Origin of the sequence: Sulfuricurvum sp. (assembly GCF_030691015.1) — a bacterium.
Taxonomy (GTDB): Bacteria; Campylobacterota; Campylobacteria; order Campylobacterales; family Sulfurimonadaceae; genus Sulfuricurvum.
On sequence record NZ_JAUYFF010000010.1, the window covers coordinates 231,758 to 249,856 of the forward strand.

An 18,099-nucleotide genomic window follows, 5' to 3' on the forward strand; every position below is an offset into this window, starting at 1 on the left:
CTACTTTAGTTATTGTGTAATGCGTCAATCAACGCATCGGTGTAAATGGCGAATCCGACCGAAACGGTTTCATCGTTTTTATAGCGCCCGCCCATGGCATAGACTTCATTCCCCTCGATTACGCGGAAAAAAAGCTCATCATAATAGAGCATTTTAGCGTAATAAAGGGGAGCTATGACCACATTAGGGTATTCGAGAGCTTCGCAAAGCTCTTTAATCTTGATCAACTCAGGTCGAATCGATTCGGGGACGATCACGGCCACTTCATCAATCTCATGCGAATGCTGCATGTAAACCAACCGTGTTACCCAATCAATTTTCAAAGATAAAAATTTTTCAATATTTACATGACGAAAATCATCCAAACTCAGTCCCAGCATCTCGGAGAGGATACGGGGGATGTTGATATTCGATATTTGCAATAACGGTGCGATCTTCAACTCATCTAAAATTCGGGTCGCTTGGGTGAGCGCGGATGAGAGATTAGGCTCATCGATAATTTCTACCCCGATTTGATACTGCTCATGAGCAGGATAGCGATAAACGGGCTGAATATAGAACCATTTTTTGTGTTCCGTGTTGCCGCCGAGACGTTTATTGAGGATACGAACCACATCAATCGTCGAATCGGCGCGGAGGCTGATCGGATGGTTTTCGCTGTCGTTCACACGGATAAGCTCACGCTGGTCGCAGACGCTCATGTGCTGATGATACGAAAAAAGCGGAGTGAGTATCTCTTCAAATCCCGCATCGCTCAGTAATGTACTCGCTTTGGTTTCGATTTCACGCTTCGTCTTCGCCGCTCCGGCAAAGTAAAGCTTTGAACCCTCAGGGATTTCGTGTTCAAATACCATAATACTACAATCCAAAATAGACGGTATTGAACACGCGATTTGCAGTTCCGTCATACGCACGTCGACCCATTTTAGCCAATGCTAGTTCCACCGCATTAGCCGCCCAACACGCTTCATACGGAGCGATAAGACCCATATGGTTGATACGGAAAATCGAATCTTTGATATGATCTTGTCCGCCGGCGACGTTGATATCGAACTCTTTGAGGGTTGAGCGGATTTTTTTCGCTTCTGCGTCCCCTACCGTCGTCATCGAATCAGCTGGGCTTGTCGGATAGATGGAGAGACCGATTGCCATCATCGCTTCGCGGGTCGCTTTGGCACGGCGCGCTGTATCCGCATATAACTTCTCCAGTCCACCCTCCGCTTTGATACGATTCAAAATAGACTCTAACCCGATAGTAATCGTCGTTGCCGCCGTCCATGCCGTCGTGTTTTTACGCTGATTTTTAATCTCGGTTGCAAGGTTAAAGTAATACCCTTTTCCGCTTCCAATTTTCTCAATCGCCGCATTAGAAAGACCCATAATCGCAAGTCCCGGAGGGAGCATCAACGCTTTTTGGCTCCCTGAGATCAGACAGTCGATATTGGTTACGTCTATTTTCTCAACGCCCACCGCCGTGATACCATCGGCAATCACCATGATGGCTGGGTTGTGCGCTTTTATCGCAGCTGCAATCGCTTCGACACTGTGACGTAATCCACCCGCACTTTCGCAGATTTGAATCGCAATCGCATCGATATCAGGGTTTGCGTTCAATGCCGCTTGTACTTCCTCTACCGTAGCAGGAGTGTCCCATTCGTGCTTGATCTCCACATTGGCGATTCCGTGAGCGACAGCTATCTTGCCGAAACGCTCACCGAATTTTCCCGAATTGATCGAGAGGAGTTTAGAATGGGCGAGATTGATCACTGCCCCCTCCATAGCTCCCGTACCCGATGAAGCAAGCATCAGTACCTCATCCATCCCGAGGAGTTCAAATAACAATGTGCGGGTTCGCTCAAAAATCGCTTCGAACTCAGGGGTACGGTGGTGAAGTGTTTCACCTGCCATAGCGACACGTACCGATTCAGGTACTGGGGTTGGTCCGGGGGTAAAAAGTAACATTCAAAAATTCCTTGAGGGAAAGTGTCATAAATCCGCGCATTTTATCCTATGTGAGGTTAGGGGAGGTTTAAGGGGTGAGGCTATGGTACAATTGCATCAAAAAAAGAGCTCAATTATGACCTTATTTGACGCATTGATCCTCGGAGCCCTTGAGGGAGTCACCGAATTTCTCCCCATCTCCTCGACGGGTCATCTTATCCTCGCTTCGCAACTGTTGGGATTGGAGCAAACCAACGCCCATAAAGCGTTCGAAGTCTCCATCCAACTCGGAAGCATCCTCGCCGTCTTATTCCTATATGCCAAACGGCTGATGCAGGACAAAATGTTGTGGCTTAAAATCGGGGTCGCTTTTTTACCGGCAGGTATTTTGGGATTTTTGTTTTACAAGCAGATCAAAGCCCTCTTCGGCGTGGAAACGGTGAGTATTATGCTGATAGCCGGGGGGATCGTCTTTCTTATATTCGAGTTTCTTCGTCGTGACAAACCCATCGATGCGGGAAAAGATATCTCTGAGCTGAGTTTCAAAGAGGCCTTTACCATCGGGGTGTTTCAAAGCCTCTCGATGATCCCCGGTACCAGCCGCTCAGGTGCCACCCTCATCGGCGGATTGATTATGGGACTTAGTCGTAAAAGTGCGGCGGAGTTTTCGTTTCTCCTCGCTATCCCAACGATGATTATCGCTACCGCATACGATCTGCTCAAACACCGTAACGAGATGGTGGTGGATGATTATTTTATGCTCTCGGTAGCGTTTATAACGGCCTTTGTATTTGCCCTCGCAACGGTCAAACTCTTCGTCACCTTCGTCAGTCGCCACACCTTTACCCCGTTTGCGATTTACCGAATCGCTGTCGGGATTATCTTCTTCTATTTCGTGGCAACGCTTCCGGCGTGAGCGCGTAAAAACTTAATCTGATCAATCAAAATCTTCGCCAACTCCAACGCTTTGGAGCGGTGCGAAAGCCCTTTTTTCACATCGTTCGGCAGTTCTCCGAGCGTTTGATCGTATCCACTCGGGATGAAAATCGGATCATATCCAAAACCGTTCTCGCCGCGTAACTCCGTGATAACATCCCCATGCATCCATCCGTGAACACAATTCTCCCCTTCACGCGACACAATCGCTATCGCCGCCGTATAATGAGCGGGAGATGTTTCCAGAGCTTTTTCTTTTAATGCCTCTACCAGTTTCAGAAGATTATCCCGATCACTCGCACCATCTCCGCCGTAACGGGCACTGTAAATCCCCGGGGCACCGTCCAATGCATCGACACTGATACCACTGTCATCGGCAATCACGATCGCCTCGGAATCACCCAATGCCGCATAAACGGCACGAGCTTTAATCAATGCATTTTCTTTAAAGGTATCACCGTCTTCGATAATCTCAAACCCCTCTATCAGCTCGGTATAAGGGAAAACCTCCCGATCATGAAGTAATTCAATAATCTCACGTACTTTTCCTTTGTTGGAAGTGGCCAGTACAACTTTCATTTCATTCCTTAGATTAGTCTTAGCAATATTTTCAGGGCCATCCGCCTAAAAAGCGAATGTACTATAATGACGAAAATTTTAGCTCATTTAAGGTGACAACGTGTTTAAAACAGTTCTCCCGCTCTCCGCGATCCTTTCACTCCGATTTTTCGGTCTCTTTCTCGTTCTTCCGGTTCTCTCAGCCTATGCCTTAAATCTCGAAGGTTCGACGCCGTTTTTGGTCGGTGTTATCGTCGGTGGGTATGCCCTCACCCAAGCCATTTTCCAAGTCCCGTTCGGGGTTATGAGCGATCGTATCGGCCGTAAACCGACACTCCTCGTCGGACTCGTTATTTTCTTGGTCGGTTCCATCATCTGTGCGGTTAGTACCGATATTTATACCCTGATGGCGGGACGCTTTTTACAAGGTGCCGGAGCAATCGGTGCCGTTATCCCCGCCATGATCAGTGATCTCGTCCATGAAGAGTCCCGTGGGAAAGCTATGGCGCTGATGGGGGGAACCATCGCAATCAGTTTCGCGCTGGCTATGGCTGCAGGTCCCGTTATCAGTGCATACGCGGGTGTCGCATCCCTCTTTTGGATCACTGCGGTACTCTCTATTTTGGCAATGCTGGTACTCTTTACCAAAGTCCCTACCCCTCCGCGTATCCGTCATATCTACCACTCGACCACTACGACGGCTGATATCCTCAAAGACCCGAATCTCCTGAGTATGATTATCACCAACGGGATGCAAAAAGGGCTTATGACCGTTGCATTCGTCCTCATCCCTATCTTGCTTTTAGACAATGCGGGTATTTTCAAATGGGAAGCCAAAGAGCTATGGCAGGTTTATGTTCCTGCCATGTTCATGGGACTTATCGCTATGGGACCTGCGGCGGTATTCGGTGAGAAATACAACAAACCGCGCGAAATATTTTTGCTCTCGATTGTCCTCTTTATCGTCTCATTCACCCTAATGGGATTTGCGACGAAAAGCTGGGAATTTGTCCTCGGAGTCATCGCCTTTTTTATGGCATTTAACATGATGGAGCCGCTCGTTCAATCGATGATCAGCAAATACGCCAAAGTTCACCAAAAAGGGGCGGCATTAGGAATTGCCAACGGTGTTGCCTATTTTATGACTTTTATCGGGGGTGCCGTTGCCGGTATCGCGCTTCAATACTCCAACCGTGAGACTTTAGCGATCGGACTTATCGTTATAACAACATTGTGGCTATTGTGGACATTTAAAATGCAAAATCCACACCGCTATTCTCATCTGTATATTTCGATGGATCATGTCGATATGGAGAAATTAAACAGCTTGGAACATGAGCATATCGCGGAATGGTATATCAATGAGACCGAAAATATTGTCGCTGTGAAGTATCGTAAAGATATGGTTGAAGAAGAGGCGATTAAAGCGAAGATAGTTAAAGGTTAGAGTTTTATTACTCTAACCAACGTCCCCGCGTCCAAATCCCCATCCTCTTCACCGCAGATCATCAAGCCTGCATTTCCGAGCAGATTCGTCAAAATTGCAGAACTTCCTGTCTTTTTCCCCTCGAAATCGACCCAATAACGCCCATCGACAAAACTTAGATTACACGCCGTGAATTCACTTTTGTTCGAGCGCTTGGCGAACGGTACTTTGAGGGTCGCTTCAATCACATCATAGGGATTCTCAACCCCGAGCATGCGGGCAATGAGCGGTGCGGCGTAGAGGATAAACGTGACGGTTGAGGAGTAAGCAAATCCCGGCAAAGAGATGATAAACTTCTCTCCCCTCTGCGCCACCATAACATGCTGCCCCGGTTTGATATTGACACCCTTAAAAATCACCTCGGCACCGAGTTTCGGGACGATGTGTTTGACGAAATCGTAATCTCCGACACTTACCCCGCCCGTACTGACGATAATATCGGATGAATGAAGTGCCTCTTCGAACCGCTCCATAATTGCCGCTTTATCATCTCCTACGATCCCCATCTGTACACTCTCTCCGCCGAGAGTATCCACCAGGGCTTGGAGAGTATAGCTGTTGGAACTTCGAATCTGCCCCGCATGGCGTGATTCTTCCCCGATATCGAGGATCTCGCTTCCCGTCGCAATGATGGCAACACGGGGACGCTGTGCCACACGTATCATCACCCGATTAATTCCCGCAAGGACACCTATCTCGGCAAACCCGATCTTCGCACCCTTGGAAATCAATATTTCACCCTTGCGATAACTCTCGCCCACCGGACGGACGGCAAACCCGCAAGAGACCGGTTTTACAATACGAATTTGCTCACCCTCTACCTGCACATTTTCAATCGGAATGAGAGTATCAGAGCCTTTTGGCATCAACGAGCCGGTAAAGGTTTTGATGCACGCGCCGCTTGTAACCCTGCCGACTTCATCGGCACCGGCAGGGTTATCTCCCCTAATCATCAACGTTTCAGACGATTCAAGATCGCTATGCACTATCGCATAACCGTCCATTGCCGACGTAGGATAAAGGGGATAATCTTCGCTCGCCACAATATCTTCGGCCAAAATACGACCCAGCGCAGAGGAGAGAAAAATACGTTCACTTCGGACATTGCCGATACTGAGGAGGCTGATCATATTTTGAGAGGTCTCATACGAAATCATTGCTTTCCTCCCAAAATTCCTGCCCCTGCAATAGCAGTAGAACGATCTGCCGCATAAAGGCGCTGAGAGTTTTTAAGATCGTATTTCCAGATCGGAGCGGAGGCTTTGAAATCTTCGACAAACTGCTCGATCATCTCGAGTGCCACACGTCGTTTCGGGGAAAATACCGCCGCGATATAGGAGCTTTCATGCACCAATACATCCCCTCGGCTGTGCGCCATTTTGAGCTTTGCCCCAAGAGCTTGCGCCTTGACTTGCCACGCGTCAAACCAACCGTTTAAAATCGGCTCATACACATCGAAACTCAGCCCCTCAATAGCGTCTTCCTCACGAACCGTCCCGATAAAGGGGATATAGGCACCATAGTTATATTCCGCTTCTTCTGCATACCATCGGGTAATGATTTCAGGAACATTCAGTGCTCCGTTATAAAGCTCTACCATACTCATCCACCGCACACCGGAGGGAGGAGTGAAACTTTATCACCGTCTTTGAGCGGTGTATCCAGGGTTGCGACCAATGTATCGTTGAGGGCAACCGCACAGTTTTCTAGCCACTGTGCCATTTCACTATCTTGTTTCAATACCTCGGCGACATCACGCAAAGATGAAGCTTCCAACGTTAACGGAGCCTTTTGAATCGGTCCTAAAAATTCGATTGTCACCATAATAATTTCCCTTTTTGGGTAGTTAAATTGGATAAATTATAGCGAATGAGAACTAACAGTCCCTTGTCAGGGATCAATTAGTATAATAGGATTTATTTTTATGAGGAAACAGTTTGATTTTCGGAAAAATTGATTTTATAAACCTTTTACCGTTCCATGTTTTTATCAAACGCTACGCCCGAAGCACCCGATTTCACCAAAGCCTCCACTATCACAAGGGGGTCCCATCTGCCCTCAATCGTGAGTTTGCCGCTCGACGGATCGATGCGGCGTTTATCTCCAGTATTACCGCCAAAAATTGCCGCCATTTCGGGGTCGGGATCGTCGCACAACGTGAAGTGCTCAGTGTCCTCTCTCTCCCCAATGCCGACAAAGCCGACGCCGACTCCGCAACCTCCAATCTCCTCGCTAAGATTTTAGACGTTCACGGAGAGGTACTGATCGGGGACAAGGCGCTCCGATACTATTACGGCGGCGGGGAGCATATCGATCTGGGAGGGCTTTGGCATGAGCGGACAGGATTGCCGTTCGTCTTTGCCCTCCTCTGCACCCATCACCATAGCGATGAGCTTCGCCGTCTCAGCCGCGCGTTTGTTGCCAAAAAGGTGAAAATTCCTTATTATATACTGATGGAAGCATCCCGCCGAAGCGGACTCAGCCCTGCGCAAATTACTCATTACCTAAAGTTTATCAGTTATAAGGTGGGGATTAAAGAAGAGAGAGGATATAAGCGATTTGTGAGCGAAGCGAAAAAGAGGGGGTTAAATCCCTCCCTTGGAAAGATTAGATATTAGTGCTTTAAAAGCGCATCGATACGCGCCAATGTCTCATCGACTCCGATAATCGCCATAACACTGTCTAACCCAGGGCCTGAGAGTTTCCCCATCAGTGCAACACGTAACGGCTGACCGATTTTCCCGAAACCGATCTCCAACTGCGCGACAACCGCCTCCATCACATGGTGATAATCACTCGGGAGATGAAGCTCTGTGCTGTTTTTAAGCGCTTGGGCAAAAGCTTCCAGAATCACTTTGCTATCTTCTTTGTACCCTTTTTTAAGTGCCGCTTCATCAAAAGCGGCAGGGCGTACCAAAATTTCATTGATAAGCGTTGCCATCTCGACCAATGTTTTGGCACGCTCTTTTAGCGCATCAAGCAAGATTTCCCGCTTGTCATGGCTTACGAGCATCACCCCGTGAAATTCCAAAAGCTCGCACAATTTGTCGTTGGACATATTTTTGATGTAGTGGCTGTTGAGCCAATCGAGTTTCTCGACGTTGTAAACCGATGCGGAGCGGTTGATGTCGCTCGGATCAAAAAGCTCTAACATCTCCGCCATTGAGAAAATTTCCTGATCGCCGTGACTCCATCCTAAACGGACAAGGAAATTGAGCAATGCTTCAGGTGTATATCCCATCTCTTTATACATCATCACATCGGTTGCGCCATCACGCTTGGAGAGCTTTTTCCCCTCATGGTTGTGGATCATAGGAACATGAAAAAAGCGCGGTAGTGCAAAGCCCAGCGCGTCATAGACGACAATCTGCTTTGGGGTATTGGAGAGGTGATCATCACCTCGGATAACATCGGTGACCCCCATCAATGCATCATCGACGGCTACCACGAAGTTATACGTCGGTGTACCGTCGGCACGGGCGATAATAAAATCATCCAAGATATCGGCAACATTGAAAACAACATCCCCTTTGACCCCGTCGTGTACGGTAATAGAACCCTCTAACGGTGCTTTAATACGGATAACCGCTTCGCGTCCTTCCGGTGGTGTCCCTGTAAAATCGCGGTAACGGTTGTCGTATTTTGCTCTCTCTTTACGCGCCATCTGCTCTTCGCGTAAGGCATCGAGTTCTTCACGGCTCATGTAACATTTGTATGCTTTGCCGCTATCCAGGAGCTTTTGGGCGTACTCTTGGTAGATTGCCAAACGGCTCGATTGGTACTCGATTGTCCCGTCATGTTCCAATCCAACCCATTTAAACGCTTCGACAATCGCAAGAGCCGCCGCTTCATCGTTACGGCTGAAATCGGTATCTTCGATACGGAGCAAAAACTTCCCATTGTTGCGGCGCGCCCAGAGATAGCTAAGGAGTGCCGTGCGTAATCCGCCGATATGAAGATATCCCGTAGGGCTTGGGGCAAATCTGGTTACTACCATCGTAAAATCCTTCTTGGATGCAATTGCGCAATTTTAGTTAAGGCTATGTTAAAAGCGGGTAAAATAGAAAACTTTAGACTCAGGAGCATAAATGCGTTCTCTCACACTTTCGGTCGTTTTATCCACTTTTTTATGGGGCGCTCCTATCGGCGGAGTTGCAGTACTCGTCAAAAACACCCCTATCACTTTGTTTGAAGTGCAGCAAGAGATGAAACAAAGCGGTACAAGTGCCAAACAAAGCGCAGATACGTTGATCCGAAAAAAACTTGAGCAACTTGAAGCTCAGGAGAAAAAAATTACCGTTACTTCCGCAGAGATTAACGACGAACTCAACCGAATGGCATCGCAAAACAACCTCACGATGGAGCAATTTTTAAACGCTATGAAAACGGTACGCGGACTCAGTGAAAAAGATCTGAAAGCCAAAGTAGAAGAGACGATCAAAGGGCAAAAGCTTTACTCTGCTATTGCTTTCTCTAAAATGGGACAACCGAGTGCCGAAGAAGAAAATGAGTACTATCAGCTTCATTTAGATGAATTTTCACGACCTGAGAGTTTTGATGTGACTACCTATATTTCCTCTTCGCAAGAGGCTCTCTCTATGCAAATCGCTGATCCGATGCGCCACGTTGAAAACATTCAGACCAAAGAAGAAAATATCCCTTTTGGTAAAATCAACCCGCAACTCGCCCAAATTCTTAATAAAATCCCTGAGGGGAGTTTCAGTGCGATCCTCCCTAACGGTCAAAACAGTTTTGTCTCTTTTTATATGCGGGATAAACAAAACGTTGTAACAGAAAACATTGATGCGGTACGTCCTCAAATCGCCAATGCGATTCTCGGTGAGAAACGGAACCAAGTTCTTAACGATTATTTTACCCGTCTTAGACTCAGCGCAGATATCAAAGTTTTACGTCTTCCGTAATTAAAAAGGTGGCTATTAAGCCACCATCTCATTGAGAATATCAAAGAGCTCTATGCTCGCTTTCTCAGCCGCTTCAAAACATCCCGCAATCGCTTTTGCATGTCGAATCGGATCATCATTTAGCAACTGAACCGCTTTTTTAACCTCTTCATGAACCTTTTTATGCGGTTCTGCTATTTTTGCGTAAGCAGGATGTGAAGAAAATACCGATTTACCATCTCCGTTTTCATACCATTTCCCGAGCGCACAGGAGTGATGGTCGCTGAAGGCGTGATCTACTTTTCCTTCGAAACCTGCAGAATAGGCATTGTTTTTGAAAATCATGTGGTCAATTTTTGCCATGTTTGTAAATATTTTATGACTTATCGATTCACTGTCTTCTTTAATCTTTTCAACATTTTGAATCAATTTTCCCATGACTGTTTTAAACTGATCGAGTTTTTGAGATGAATCAACGGCATATTCCTCAACCCGTTCGCTATTTTCCAACATCCCTACCGAATTTTGTTTCAGGACGCTGATATTCGCTTCCACTTCACTCGTCGCTTTTTGTGTCCGTTCCGCTAATTTACGTACTTCATCGGCAACAACGGCAAACCCTCGTCCGTGTTCCCCGGCTCGAGCCGCTTCAATCGCCGCATTGAGTGCCAACAAATTCGTTTGATCGGATATGTCTTTAATTAACGTAATAACGTTTGAGATTTCGCTCACATTATGATTAAGCTGCTCCGAATTTGCTCGTGAGTCGTTAATCATTTCGGTGATTTTAGACATACTGGCCATAATCTCGTCCGTTTGGCTGCTCACCGTGTCAACAACATCCCCCGTATCATGGTTGAGCGTATTCACTTCGTGCAAATTTTGTATATTGCTCTCCAATGAATTTCTAAGATTGCCTGCATTGTGAATCGATCCTTGAATCATTTGGCGCGCAAGGGTCAAAGACATCTCATTTTTTTCCATCTGTTCTTCAGATTTTGCTTTTGCGCTCATAGCCTCACGTGCACGCTCTTCGGCTAAACTAGCGATATTTTGAACTTTTTCGATAAAAATATTAAAGCTCATTGCCGCTTTACCGATTTCATCGTTCGAAGAGACACGCAAACGTTTACTCATATCGGCATCACCGCTTGCCAATTCCTGAGCAATGGAATCGAGATTTTCAATCGGTTCCGTTACCGCTCGACGAACAATTACAATGAGTAATATAAGAATGACGCCGTCCATAACTGTCATAATAACGACTTGACGCAACAAGGAGTCCTCAGATTGATTAATCAGGTTTTCAACCGTTTCCAATTTTTTAGCGGAAAAAGCATACCCGACTGCTTCTCCTGAGAAATCTTTGATAACGATAGGGGTAACATAATAGTTTTCTGTTGTGAAGGAAGCTGCTTTAGCATCAAACTCAGCACTGCCAAGCTCAGCTAAAAATCCCTTATCAACCGCATCTTCTTTTACTGCAAGGGTAAAGTTTTTACCAATTTTAGGGGCATCTTTAAGTTCCATCGCATTCTCTAAAAAGCGGTTATCAAGCCCTATAACGATTTCCGTTCCGAAGTTTTTCCGAATATCTTTAATGACGGAATTAAGTCCCTGCATAAACTCAACCGACCCTACATATTCTCCTCCCGAGACAATAGGGGCAATTCCGCGTAATTCCAATCCTGCAACACCGATTTCAATCGCGACAAGCGGTTTTTGAGTCTCTTTTACCGCTAAAATTGTCTTGCGGAAACTACTCAGGTCATCACCAAACTTCTCCGGTTTCCATACACGAATAAAGCTATGAACGTCTTTATCATGAACATGAATCTTAATATTTCCGAATTTCGTGTGCTCTTTGTACTCTTTTGAAAGAGACTTAAGACTTTTTAATGTCCCTTCACGATCTCCGCTAATAAGTCCATTAACCACAGCACTGTTTTTAGCAATGCCGATGGCATTGGTTATTCCGACACTGTTTTTCGCTTCTATCGCCTCATCAAAGATCGTCTTCATCTCTTTGGACTGACTGCTATAGATATCTTCACGAATTTGATCTACCGACATCCAATAATTTATCAAAACTACAATAAATCCAATCACAATCGATGCAATCAGCGGAACATGTACTTTTTGTGCAATGGTCATGTTTTTCAAACTATCCCCTTTTGGTAATGCTGATTATTTTGTAATGGTTACAACATTGTTACAGGTAAAGTATAATGGGATTTCACTAAGAGAAAATTTAAAAAAAAGACGAAGAAAAGGATAATTACAACGACAATTAGCCGTTGTAATTTTCGAGGTATTTGGTATCGAAGTTATTATTGATAAAATCGGGGTTTTCCATCATTTTCAGATGAAAAGGGATCGTTGTTTTAATGCCGGTTATCGTAAATTCGCTCAATGCACGGTGCATACGGGCAATCGCATCATTACGATCCGTTCCGTAAACAATCAATTTTCCGATCATCGAATCGTACGTCGGAGGGACGATATACCCTCCATGCGCATGGGTATCAACACGAACATTACGCCCGCCCGGTGAGATCCACTGAGTGATTTTACCCGGACACGGCAAGAATTTGATCGGATCTTCTGCAGTTATACGGCACTCAATCGAGTGACCGCTAAGGACAACACTCTCTTGTGGAGGAAGGGCTTCTCCCTCGGCTACGCGGATCATCATTTCGATCAAATCCAAACCGCTCACCATTTCCGAAACGGTATGTTCAACCTGAAGACGAGTATTCATCTCCATAAAATAGAATTTTTTATCGGCATCGAGGAGATACTCGAATGTCCCCGCCCCTTCGTATTTAATATACTTGGTCGCACGTACGGCGGATGCATGTAATTCAGCACGGATTTCAGGTGTCAATGCAATAGCAGGAGATTCTTCGATCAGCTTTTGGTGACGACGCTGCATAGAACAGTCACGCTCTCCGATGTGAAGAACATTCCCGTGAGCATCCGCGATCACTTGCACTTCGATATGACGAGGATTTTTAATGAATTTCTCCATATAAATCGTACCGTCACCGAATGCGCCTATCGCTTCTGCTTCCGCTGCCAAAAATGCGTTTTCGATATAGCTCTCTTCTTCGACAACGCGCATTCCGCGTCCGCCGCCACCGGCTGCTGCTTTAAGGATAACCGGATAACCGACCTCTTTGGCACGTACTTTGGCTTCGGCAATGTCTTTGATCGCACCGTCAGACCCCGGAACAACGGGAACACCCGCAGCAATCATTACATCTTTCGCTTTTGATTTATCCGACATCAATACCATAACTTCCGGAGTCGGTCCGATAAATTTGATCCCATGATGGGTACAGATCTCAACAAAATGTTGATTTTCAGACAAAAATCCGTATCCCGGAAATACCGCATCGCATCCGCTGATTTCGCAAGCGGCGATAATAGCGGGAATATTAAGGTAACTTTGAGAACTCGGAGCAGCACCGATACAAATCGCTGCATCCGCTAATTTCAGATACGAAGCCTCTTTATCCGCAGTGGAGTAAACCGCTACCGCCTCTTTTCCCATCTCTTTAATCGTACGGATAGCACGAAGCGCAATCTCGCCGCGATTTGCGACTAAAATACGTTTGATTTCCGCCATGATTAGAGCTTCTCGACAGCGAATAACGGCATATCGTACTCAACAGCCTGAGCATCTGACACTAAAACACTTACAATTTTACAATCAAACTCTGCTTCAAGCTCATTCATAATTTTCATCGCTTCAAGAACCGCAATAACTTGCCCTTTTTTCACACGATCGCCTACTTTGACAAAAGGGGCTGAATCAGGTGAAGGGGATGCGTAAAATGTCCCGACCATAGGAGAAACGATCATGTCGCCGGTATGTACAGGGGCAGAAGATGCTGTTTCCATTGCTGTAGCTGCTGCAACCGGAGCTGCTGCAACTGCTACGGGAGCTGCCATAATCGGTGCGCACACTGCGCCGATATTTTTTTCAAGTTCAATCGAAAAAGCGTCTTGAGTAATTTTTAATTTTGAAAGAGTACTTGCGTCAAACTCTTGCAAAAGTGCTTTGATTTGTTTCATATCCATCGGAAAATGCTCCTAAAAGTAGGTTAATAGATGTGTTATACTACCATAAATAAAATTAACAACGGATAGAAGATGGGTCTCAAAAGCGACGGATGGATTAGAGAAAAGGCATTAAATGAGGGGATGATATCCCCATTTTGCGAAGATCAAGTGGGAGTGGGAGTCGTTAGTTACGGTCTTAGTTCGTACGGTTATGATATTCGTGTTACGAATGAATTTAAGATTTTTACCAATCTGAATTCCACTGTTGTCGATCCAAAACACTTTGATGATATGAATGTTGTTGATTTCACGGGCGATGTTTGTATTGTTCCGCCAAACTCCTTTGCGCTGGCACGAACGGTGGAATATTTTAAAATCCCTCGTGATGTATTAGCCATCTGTTTGGGTAAATCAACCTATGCACGTTGCGGTATTATCGTTAATGTTACCCCTTTTGAACCGGAATTCGAAGGGCACATCACCATCGAAATTTCTAATACCACTCCCCTTCCGGCTAAAATATACGCGAACGAAGGGATCGCGCAAGTGCTCTTTTTACAAGGGGATGAGATGTGCGAAACGAGCTATAAAGATAAAAGCGGCAAGTATCAAGGGCAAGAGGGAATCACCCTTCCACGGATTTTAAAATAACTAGTGGTACAATTCCGTTAAATTTCCACGTAAGGACACTTAAATGTTGCACGAATACCGCGATGTAATCACCCACATGAAACAAAATGATGCGGCAAATGCCCACTTTTTGAAAATTTTTGATCGTCACAACGATCTTGACAGCCAAATCAGCAAAGCTGAAAACGGTGACGTTCCGATGAGCGATCTTGAGCTTGAAAAACTCAAAAAAGAGAAGTTATTGCTTAAAGACGAAGCATACGCTATGGTTATCGAATACAAAAAAGAGCATAGCCTCTAAGTCTCCCCTTCTTGCCTCTTCGAGGCAGACTTCTCTCCCTTTACTTCTTTCATTGATTTACTTTTTAGCTTTAAATAGATACGATTTATTTTTCTTGACTTTATCCAATGAGGTACGCATGACAACTTCATATACCGCCTTAGCTGATTTTGGACGGGCACTGCTGAAACGTCCGACTCTCTCCGAAGGCCTTCCGATGATATCCGAGTATGCCAAACAAGTCAGCGGAGCGGAACGCTGTTCAATTTTTATTTATAATCCAAAAATACAGATGCTCTGGACCACTTTGGCGGACGGAATTGAGAAAATCATGGTTCATCAGGATGATGGTATAGTAGGAAGCACCTTCAAAGAGGGAAAGCCTATCTTAGTCAATAATCCCTATGAAGATGCACGTTTTTTACATACTATTGACAATAAAACGGGATTCGTTACCAAAAACATCGCTTCTATCCCTATATTCGACTCAAACCGTCGAATCATCGGAGTTTTTCAACTTCTGAACAAACCGGAAGATTTTTCATCGGAAGATACTAAATTCATGATCTTTTTTGCCCACTATATCAGCGGGTATATCGAGCTGGCTATGCTCTATGACGATCAAGGTACATTACTTTCAAAGGGGATAGAGTGAGCTTGGAAATTTACAAACGGATTGCCGATTTCGGTAAAAAACTCACCTCTCTTGATCGTATCGAAGAGGCACTTCCTACTATTTCCGAAGAGGCTAAAGCGATTGTAAATGCAGAACGGTGTTCTATTTTTATGGTCGATCGAGCGGGGGAAATGTTGTGGACGAAACTGAGTGACGGTATCGGTCGAATCGCTATCGGAATTGATTCGGGAATCGTGGGAGATACCGTTCATACCAAAACGGCACAAATGGTCAATAATCCTTATGAAGATAGCCGTTTTTTAGCTAAAATCGATGAAAAAAGCGGTTTTGTAACCCGAAATATCCTTGCAATCCCTATCTTCAACTCTCGACAAGAGGTGATCGGTATTATTCAACTCCTCAACAAATATCACGGTGATTTCGATGAAAAAGATGAAGGGATCATGAGCTTTTTTGCCAACTATATCAGCGGAACATTGGAGTTGGCATTATTGATGGAAAAAAAATAAACTTACAGCAATTCTCTATTAATCCAGTGGCTGAGGACATAGAGCCCCCACACATGCTGTTTAAATTTCCCTCGACGTGCCAAATCTAAATACTCTTCAATCACTTCGGGATAAAACAGCCCCGTCTTCTCATTCACTTCCCGTATCAGTTCAAGGCGACCTGAAGCAATCAACCACTCCATATAGGGGTTAGCAAACCCTTTTTTCTTCCGATCGATAATCTCATCGCTGAGATAATTTCGGGCGATTTGTTTGAGAAGTGTTTTACTCTCCCCTCCACCGATACGCAGACGCGGGTCAACAGAGAGCACCGTTTCGGCTAAAGTATGATCCAAAAACGGAGTACGCGCTTCGAGAGTATGCGCCATCGAAACCCGATCAAGCTTAGTGAGAAAATGCTCTCCGACGAAAAGCTTGAGATCAATCATGCTGTACCACAGACTCGGATCACGATGTCCGCTATGCTCAAATTTGTCTCGATATTTTTGTAAAAATCGAAGCGATTCGTTATCTCGAACGTTGCGGCGAAAGAGCTTGTTTTGCTGTAAATCGGTAAACTTCTCTCCCGACGTCCGAAATAACAGTGTCTCGTCAAAAATCCGCTTGTACCACTCCCATTCTCGGTTCATCGAGAAATGGCTGTGAAAATATTTTTTGAGCCAGTTTTTATGATGGAGTGATGCCGCTTTTTCGATGTCGAGATACTCGAAATACTGCCGATACCCTAAAAAAAGCTCATCTGAACCCTCGCCGCTAAGAACGACTTTGTACCCTTGCGAGCTGATTTTTTTCATCAGTAGGTAAAGAGGTAATGCGGCGGGATCATTGAGCGGTTCATCCATGTGAATCAGCAAATCATCTAAGTGCTCATCAAAATCGTTTTGCGAAATAATAACTTCGGTATGATCTAATCCCAAATAATTTGCGGTTATTACCGCGTTTGCCCGCTCATCATAGGCACCGTATTCGTTATACCCTAGAGTAAAAACGGGGAGTTTTTTTCCCTGCGCTGAAGCTATCGCGCAGATCATAGCACTGTCCAATCCCCCCGAAAGAAGTGCGGCCATCGGAGCTCTAGTATCGAGCCGCATCGAAACAGAGCGATGTAGCTCCTCTTCAATCCGTCGCAATGCTTCATCTCCATCGGTAATCATTGAAGCGGGACTATTTAGCAGATCATAATAGCGGTGCTTGGTAATTGTGCCGCGCTCGAAGCAAAGCCACTCGCCGCTTTCTAGTTTTTCTATCCCCTCATAAAATGTATGAGGCGGTGCAGGTGCCAAAAAAGAGAGGTAAGAATGAAGCGCTTCATTATTCATCCGTACCGAGGATAAAAACGGTTTGATCGCTTTGATCTCTGACGCAAAAACAAACGCCTCTTTACCCTGATGATAAAAGAGGGGCTTTTTCCCAAATCGATCCCGTACGAGATAGCATTTATCCCCATCTATCAGAGCAAAAGCGAACATCCCCTCGAGGTGTTCAACACACCCTATCCCCCAAGCTTCATACGCGGCCAAAATTACCTCGGTATCGCTGTGGGTTTCCCAATGATGATGCCCAAGCTGCTCGCGCAGTGCCGTGTGATTGTAAATCTCACCGTTAAAGCTGATCACTATGCTGCCACGTTTCATCGGCTGATGGGACCTGTGATGCGCATCAGTGATGGAGAGACGTTGATGGGCTAAAAAAAGCCTCTCTTCCTCAATAATGCCGCAATGATCTCGACCACGGTGAGCTAAACGCTTTAGTGCTTCGCGTGCTTTTGAAGGGGAGTACTCACCGATTATTCCAAACAGACCGCACACGAGAAACCTTTTTTTCGCAATTATACGCTATTGCGACCTAACTCAAGAGATGAAAATATTTGACTCAGTTTAAATATCTTATAATCTCTTTATTAGTATTAACCTAAAAATATAGCAAGGAAACAACCATTTATGTATCTATTCACCTCCGAAGTCGTCTCCCCCGGGCATCCCGATAAATGTGCCGATATCATTGCCGACAGCATCGTCGATCGTCTTATCATCGGTGATCCGAAAAGCCGTGTTGCAAGCGAAGTGTTTGTTGCAGGGAAACATGTCGTTATCGGAGGGGAAGTTACCTCTAATGTTCAGCTGAGTACCAAAGAGTATAAACATATCGCACTT

At 45.4% G+C, this 18,099-nt stretch carries 20 protein-coding genes; 9 read left to right on the forward strand and 11 right to left on the reverse strand.

The features are described from left to right. Nucleotides 1-5: 5 nt before the first annotated feature. Nucleotides 6-854, reverse strand: a complete 849-nt coding sequence (locus tag Q8O20_RS08580; protein ID WP_305530826.1) for an ATP phosphoribosyltransferase regulatory subunit — start codon at nt 852-854, stop codon at nt 6-8. Between the two features lie 4 nt (nt 855-858). Then, nucleotides 859-1,962 carry an alanine--glyoxylate aminotransferase family protein gene (locus tag Q8O20_RS08585; protein ID WP_305530812.1) on the reverse strand — a complete coding sequence of 368 codons (1,104 nt, stop codon included), beginning with the start codon at nt 1,960-1,962 and terminating at the stop codon, nt 859-861. Nucleotides 1,963-2,077: 115 nt separating this feature from the next. Between Q8O20_RS08585 and Q8O20_RS08590 the strand changes: the two genes are divergently transcribed. After that, a complete protein-coding gene (locus tag Q8O20_RS08590) occupies nt 2,078-2,857 on the forward strand; it encodes an undecaprenyl-diphosphate phosphatase (RefSeq protein WP_305530813.1) in 780 nt (259 codons plus the stop codon). Here Q8O20_RS08590 and rdgB read toward each other — a convergent pair. Beyond that, nucleotides 2,830-3,456 carry an RdgB/HAM1 family non-canonical purine NTP pyrophosphatase gene (gene rdgB, locus Q8O20_RS08595; protein WP_305530814.1) on the reverse strand — a complete coding sequence of 209 codons (627 nt, stop codon included), beginning with the start codon at nt 3,454-3,456 and terminating at the stop codon, nt 2,830-2,832. The genes Q8O20_RS08590 and rdgB overlap by 28 nt on opposite strands. 100 nt (nt 3,457-3,556) lie before the next feature. Between rdgB and Q8O20_RS08600 the strand changes: the two genes are divergently transcribed. Continuing rightward, complete coding sequence (locus Q8O20_RS08600) at nt 3,557-4,882, forward strand: MFS transporter (RefSeq protein ID WP_305530815.1); 1,326 nt, start codon at nt 3,557-3,559, stop codon at nt 4,880-4,882. Here Q8O20_RS08600 and glp read toward each other — a convergent pair. The 3 genes from glp to Q8O20_RS08615 are packed head-to-tail and all read right to left on the reverse strand — an operon-like array spanning nt 4,879 to nt 6,745. Next, nucleotides 4,879-6,078 (reverse strand): gephyrin-like molybdotransferase Glp, encoded by a 1,200-nt coding sequence (glp, locus tag Q8O20_RS08605; protein WP_305530816.1) that lies wholly within the window; start codon nt 6,076-6,078, stop codon nt 4,879-4,881. The genes Q8O20_RS08600 and glp overlap by 4 nt on opposite strands. Then, on the reverse strand, nt 6,075-6,521 hold the full coding sequence (locus tag Q8O20_RS08610) for a molybdenum cofactor biosynthesis protein MoaE (RefSeq protein ID WP_305530817.1): 447 nt from the start codon (nt 6,519-6,521) through the stop codon (nt 6,075-6,077). The genes glp and Q8O20_RS08610 overlap by 4 nt, the downstream gene beginning before the upstream one ends. Nucleotides 6,522-6,523: 2 nt before the next feature. Beyond that, nucleotides 6,524-6,745, reverse strand: a complete 222-nt coding sequence (locus Q8O20_RS08615) for a MoaD/ThiS family protein (protein WP_304738172.1) — start codon at nt 6,743-6,745, stop codon at nt 6,524-6,526. Between the two features lie 113 nt (nt 6,746-6,858). Here Q8O20_RS08615 and Q8O20_RS08620 point away from each other — a divergent pair, with 113 nt between their 5' ends. Beyond that, complete coding sequence (locus tag Q8O20_RS08620) at nt 6,859-7,539, forward strand: MqnA/MqnD/SBP family protein (protein WP_305530818.1); 681 nt, start codon at nt 6,859-6,861, stop codon at nt 7,537-7,539. Here Q8O20_RS08620 and gltX read toward each other — a convergent pair. After that, complete coding sequence (gene gltX / locus Q8O20_RS08625; RefSeq protein WP_305530819.1) at nt 7,536-8,918, reverse strand: glutamate--tRNA ligase; 1,383 nt, start codon at nt 8,916-8,918, stop codon at nt 7,536-7,538. The genes Q8O20_RS08620 and gltX overlap by 4 nt on opposite strands. Before the next feature lie 91 nt (nt 8,919-9,009). Between gltX and Q8O20_RS08630 the strand changes: the two genes are divergently transcribed. Beyond that, nucleotides 9,010-9,843 carry a peptidylprolyl isomerase gene (locus Q8O20_RS08630; RefSeq protein ID WP_305530820.1) on the forward strand — a complete coding sequence of 278 codons (834 nt, stop codon included), beginning with the start codon at nt 9,010-9,012 and terminating at the stop codon, nt 9,841-9,843. A 15-nt stretch (nt 9,844-9,858) separates the two neighbouring features. Here Q8O20_RS08630 and Q8O20_RS08635 read toward each other — a convergent pair whose 3' ends face one another. From Q8O20_RS08635 to accB, 3 genes are all read right to left on the reverse strand, one after another. Next, complete coding sequence (locus Q8O20_RS08635; protein WP_305530827.1) at nt 9,859-11,976, reverse strand: methyl-accepting chemotaxis protein; 2,118 nt, start codon at nt 11,974-11,976, stop codon at nt 9,859-9,861. Between the two features lie 136 nt (nt 11,977-12,112). Next, nucleotides 12,113-13,453 carry an acetyl-CoA carboxylase biotin carboxylase subunit gene (locus tag Q8O20_RS08640; RefSeq protein WP_304738162.1) on the reverse strand — a complete coding sequence of 447 codons (1,341 nt, stop codon included), beginning with the start codon at nt 13,451-13,453 and terminating at the stop codon, nt 12,113-12,115. 2 nt (nt 13,454-13,455) lie between these two features. Beyond that, the gene (gene accB, locus Q8O20_RS08645; protein WP_305530821.1) at nt 13,456-13,908 is read right to left on the reverse strand and encodes an acetyl-CoA carboxylase biotin carboxyl carrier protein; all 453 of its coding nucleotides are present in this window, start codon (nt 13,906-13,908) and stop codon (nt 13,456-13,458) included. A 72-nt stretch (nt 13,909-13,980) separates the two neighbouring features. On the opposite strand from accB, the gene dcd reads away from it, so the two are divergent. The 4 genes from dcd (at nt 13,981) to Q8O20_RS08665 (ending at nt 15,946) form a co-directional block, all read left to right on the forward strand. Beyond that, nucleotides 13,981-14,541, forward strand: coding sequence for a dCTP deaminase (dcd, locus tag Q8O20_RS08650; protein WP_304738156.1), 561 nt, complete (start codon nt 13,981-13,983; stop codon nt 14,539-14,541). Nucleotides 14,542-14,584: 43 nt separating this feature from the next. Next, nucleotides 14,585-14,821 carry a YdcH family protein gene (locus tag Q8O20_RS08655; RefSeq protein ID WP_304738154.1) on the forward strand — a complete coding sequence of 79 codons (237 nt, stop codon included), beginning with the start codon at nt 14,585-14,587 and terminating at the stop codon, nt 14,819-14,821. A 118-nt stretch (nt 14,822-14,939) separates the two neighbouring features. Further along, nucleotides 14,940-15,455 carry a GAF domain-containing protein gene (locus tag Q8O20_RS08660; RefSeq protein ID WP_304738151.1) on the forward strand — a complete coding sequence of 172 codons (516 nt, stop codon included), beginning with the start codon at nt 14,940-14,942 and terminating at the stop codon, nt 15,453-15,455. Further along, nucleotides 15,452-15,946: a GAF domain-containing protein gene (locus Q8O20_RS08665; protein ID WP_304738148.1), complete on the forward strand. Its 495-nt coding sequence runs from the start codon at nt 15,452-15,454 to the stop codon at nt 15,944-15,946. Before Q8O20_RS08660 ends, Q8O20_RS08665 begins: the two co-directional genes overlap by 4 nt. Nucleotides 15,947-15,948: 2 nt before the next feature. Here the strand turns inward: Q8O20_RS08665 and asnB are convergent, their stop codons facing one another. After that, entirely contained in the window at nt 15,949-17,754 is a 1,806-nt protein-coding gene (gene asnB, locus Q8O20_RS08670; protein WP_305530822.1) for an asparagine synthase (glutamine-hydrolyzing), read from the reverse strand. A 132-nt stretch (nt 17,755-17,886) separates the two neighbouring features. Between asnB and Q8O20_RS08675 the strand changes: the two genes are divergently transcribed. Further along, nucleotides 17,887-18,099: S-adenosylmethionine synthetase N-terminal domain-containing protein (locus tag Q8O20_RS08675; protein ID WP_299803122.1), on the forward strand; the 213-nt coding region annotated here is incomplete at its 3' end.

Bases quoted from the DNA above. Each gene is read 5' to 3' on its own strand.
- Q8O20_RS08585 (WP_305530812.1), bottom strand. From the start codon at position 1,962: ATGTTACTTTTTACCCCCGGACCAACCCCAGTACCTGAATCGGTACGT.
- Q8O20_RS08615 (WP_304738172.1), bottom strand. From the start codon at position 6,745: ATGGTGACAATCGAATTTTTAGGACCGATTCAAAAGGCTCCGTTAACG.
- dcd (WP_304738156.1), top strand. From the start codon at position 13,981: ATGGGTCTCAAAAGCGACGGATGGATTAGAGAAAAGGCATTAAATGAG.
- Q8O20_RS08640 (WP_304738162.1), bottom strand. From the start codon at position 13,453: ATGGCGGAAATCAAACGTATTTTAGTCGCAAATCGCGGCGAGATTGCG.
- Q8O20_RS08655 (WP_304738154.1), top strand. From the start codon at position 14,585: ATGTTGCACGAATACCGCGATGTAATCACCCACATGAAACAAAATGAT.
- Q8O20_RS08635 (WP_305530827.1), bottom strand. From the start codon at position 11,976: ATGACCATTGCACAAAAAGTACATGTTCCGCTGATTGCATCGATTGTG.
- accB (WP_305530821.1), bottom strand. From the start codon at position 13,908: ATGGATATGAAACAAATCAAAGCACTTTTGCAAGAGTTTGACGCAAGT.
- Q8O20_RS08660 (WP_304738151.1), top strand. From the start codon at position 14,940: ATGACAACTTCATATACCGCCTTAGCTGATTTTGGACGGGCACTGCTG.
- rdgB (WP_305530814.1), bottom strand. From the start codon at position 3,456: ATGAAAGTTGTACTGGCCACTTCCAACAAAGGAAAAGTACGTGAGATT.
- glp (WP_305530816.1), bottom strand. From the start codon at position 6,078: ATGATTTCGTATGAGACCTCTCAAAATATGATCAGCCTCCTCAGTATC.
- Q8O20_RS08590 (WP_305530813.1), top strand. From the start codon at position 2,078: ATGACCTTATTTGACGCATTGATCCTCGGAGCCCTTGAGGGAGTCACC.
- Q8O20_RS08630 (WP_305530820.1), top strand. From the start codon at position 9,010: ATGCGTTCTCTCACACTTTCGGTCGTTTTATCCACTTTTTTATGGGGC.
- gltX (WP_305530819.1), bottom strand. From the start codon at position 8,918: ATGGTAGTAACCAGATTTGCCCCAAGCCCTACGGGATATCTTCATATC.
- Q8O20_RS08580 (WP_305530826.1), bottom strand. From the start codon at position 854: ATGGTATTTGAACACGAAATCCCTGAGGGTTCAAAGCTTTACTTTGCC.
- Q8O20_RS08610 (WP_305530817.1), bottom strand. From the start codon at position 6,521: ATGGTAGAGCTTTATAACGGAGCACTGAATGTTCCTGAAATCATTACC.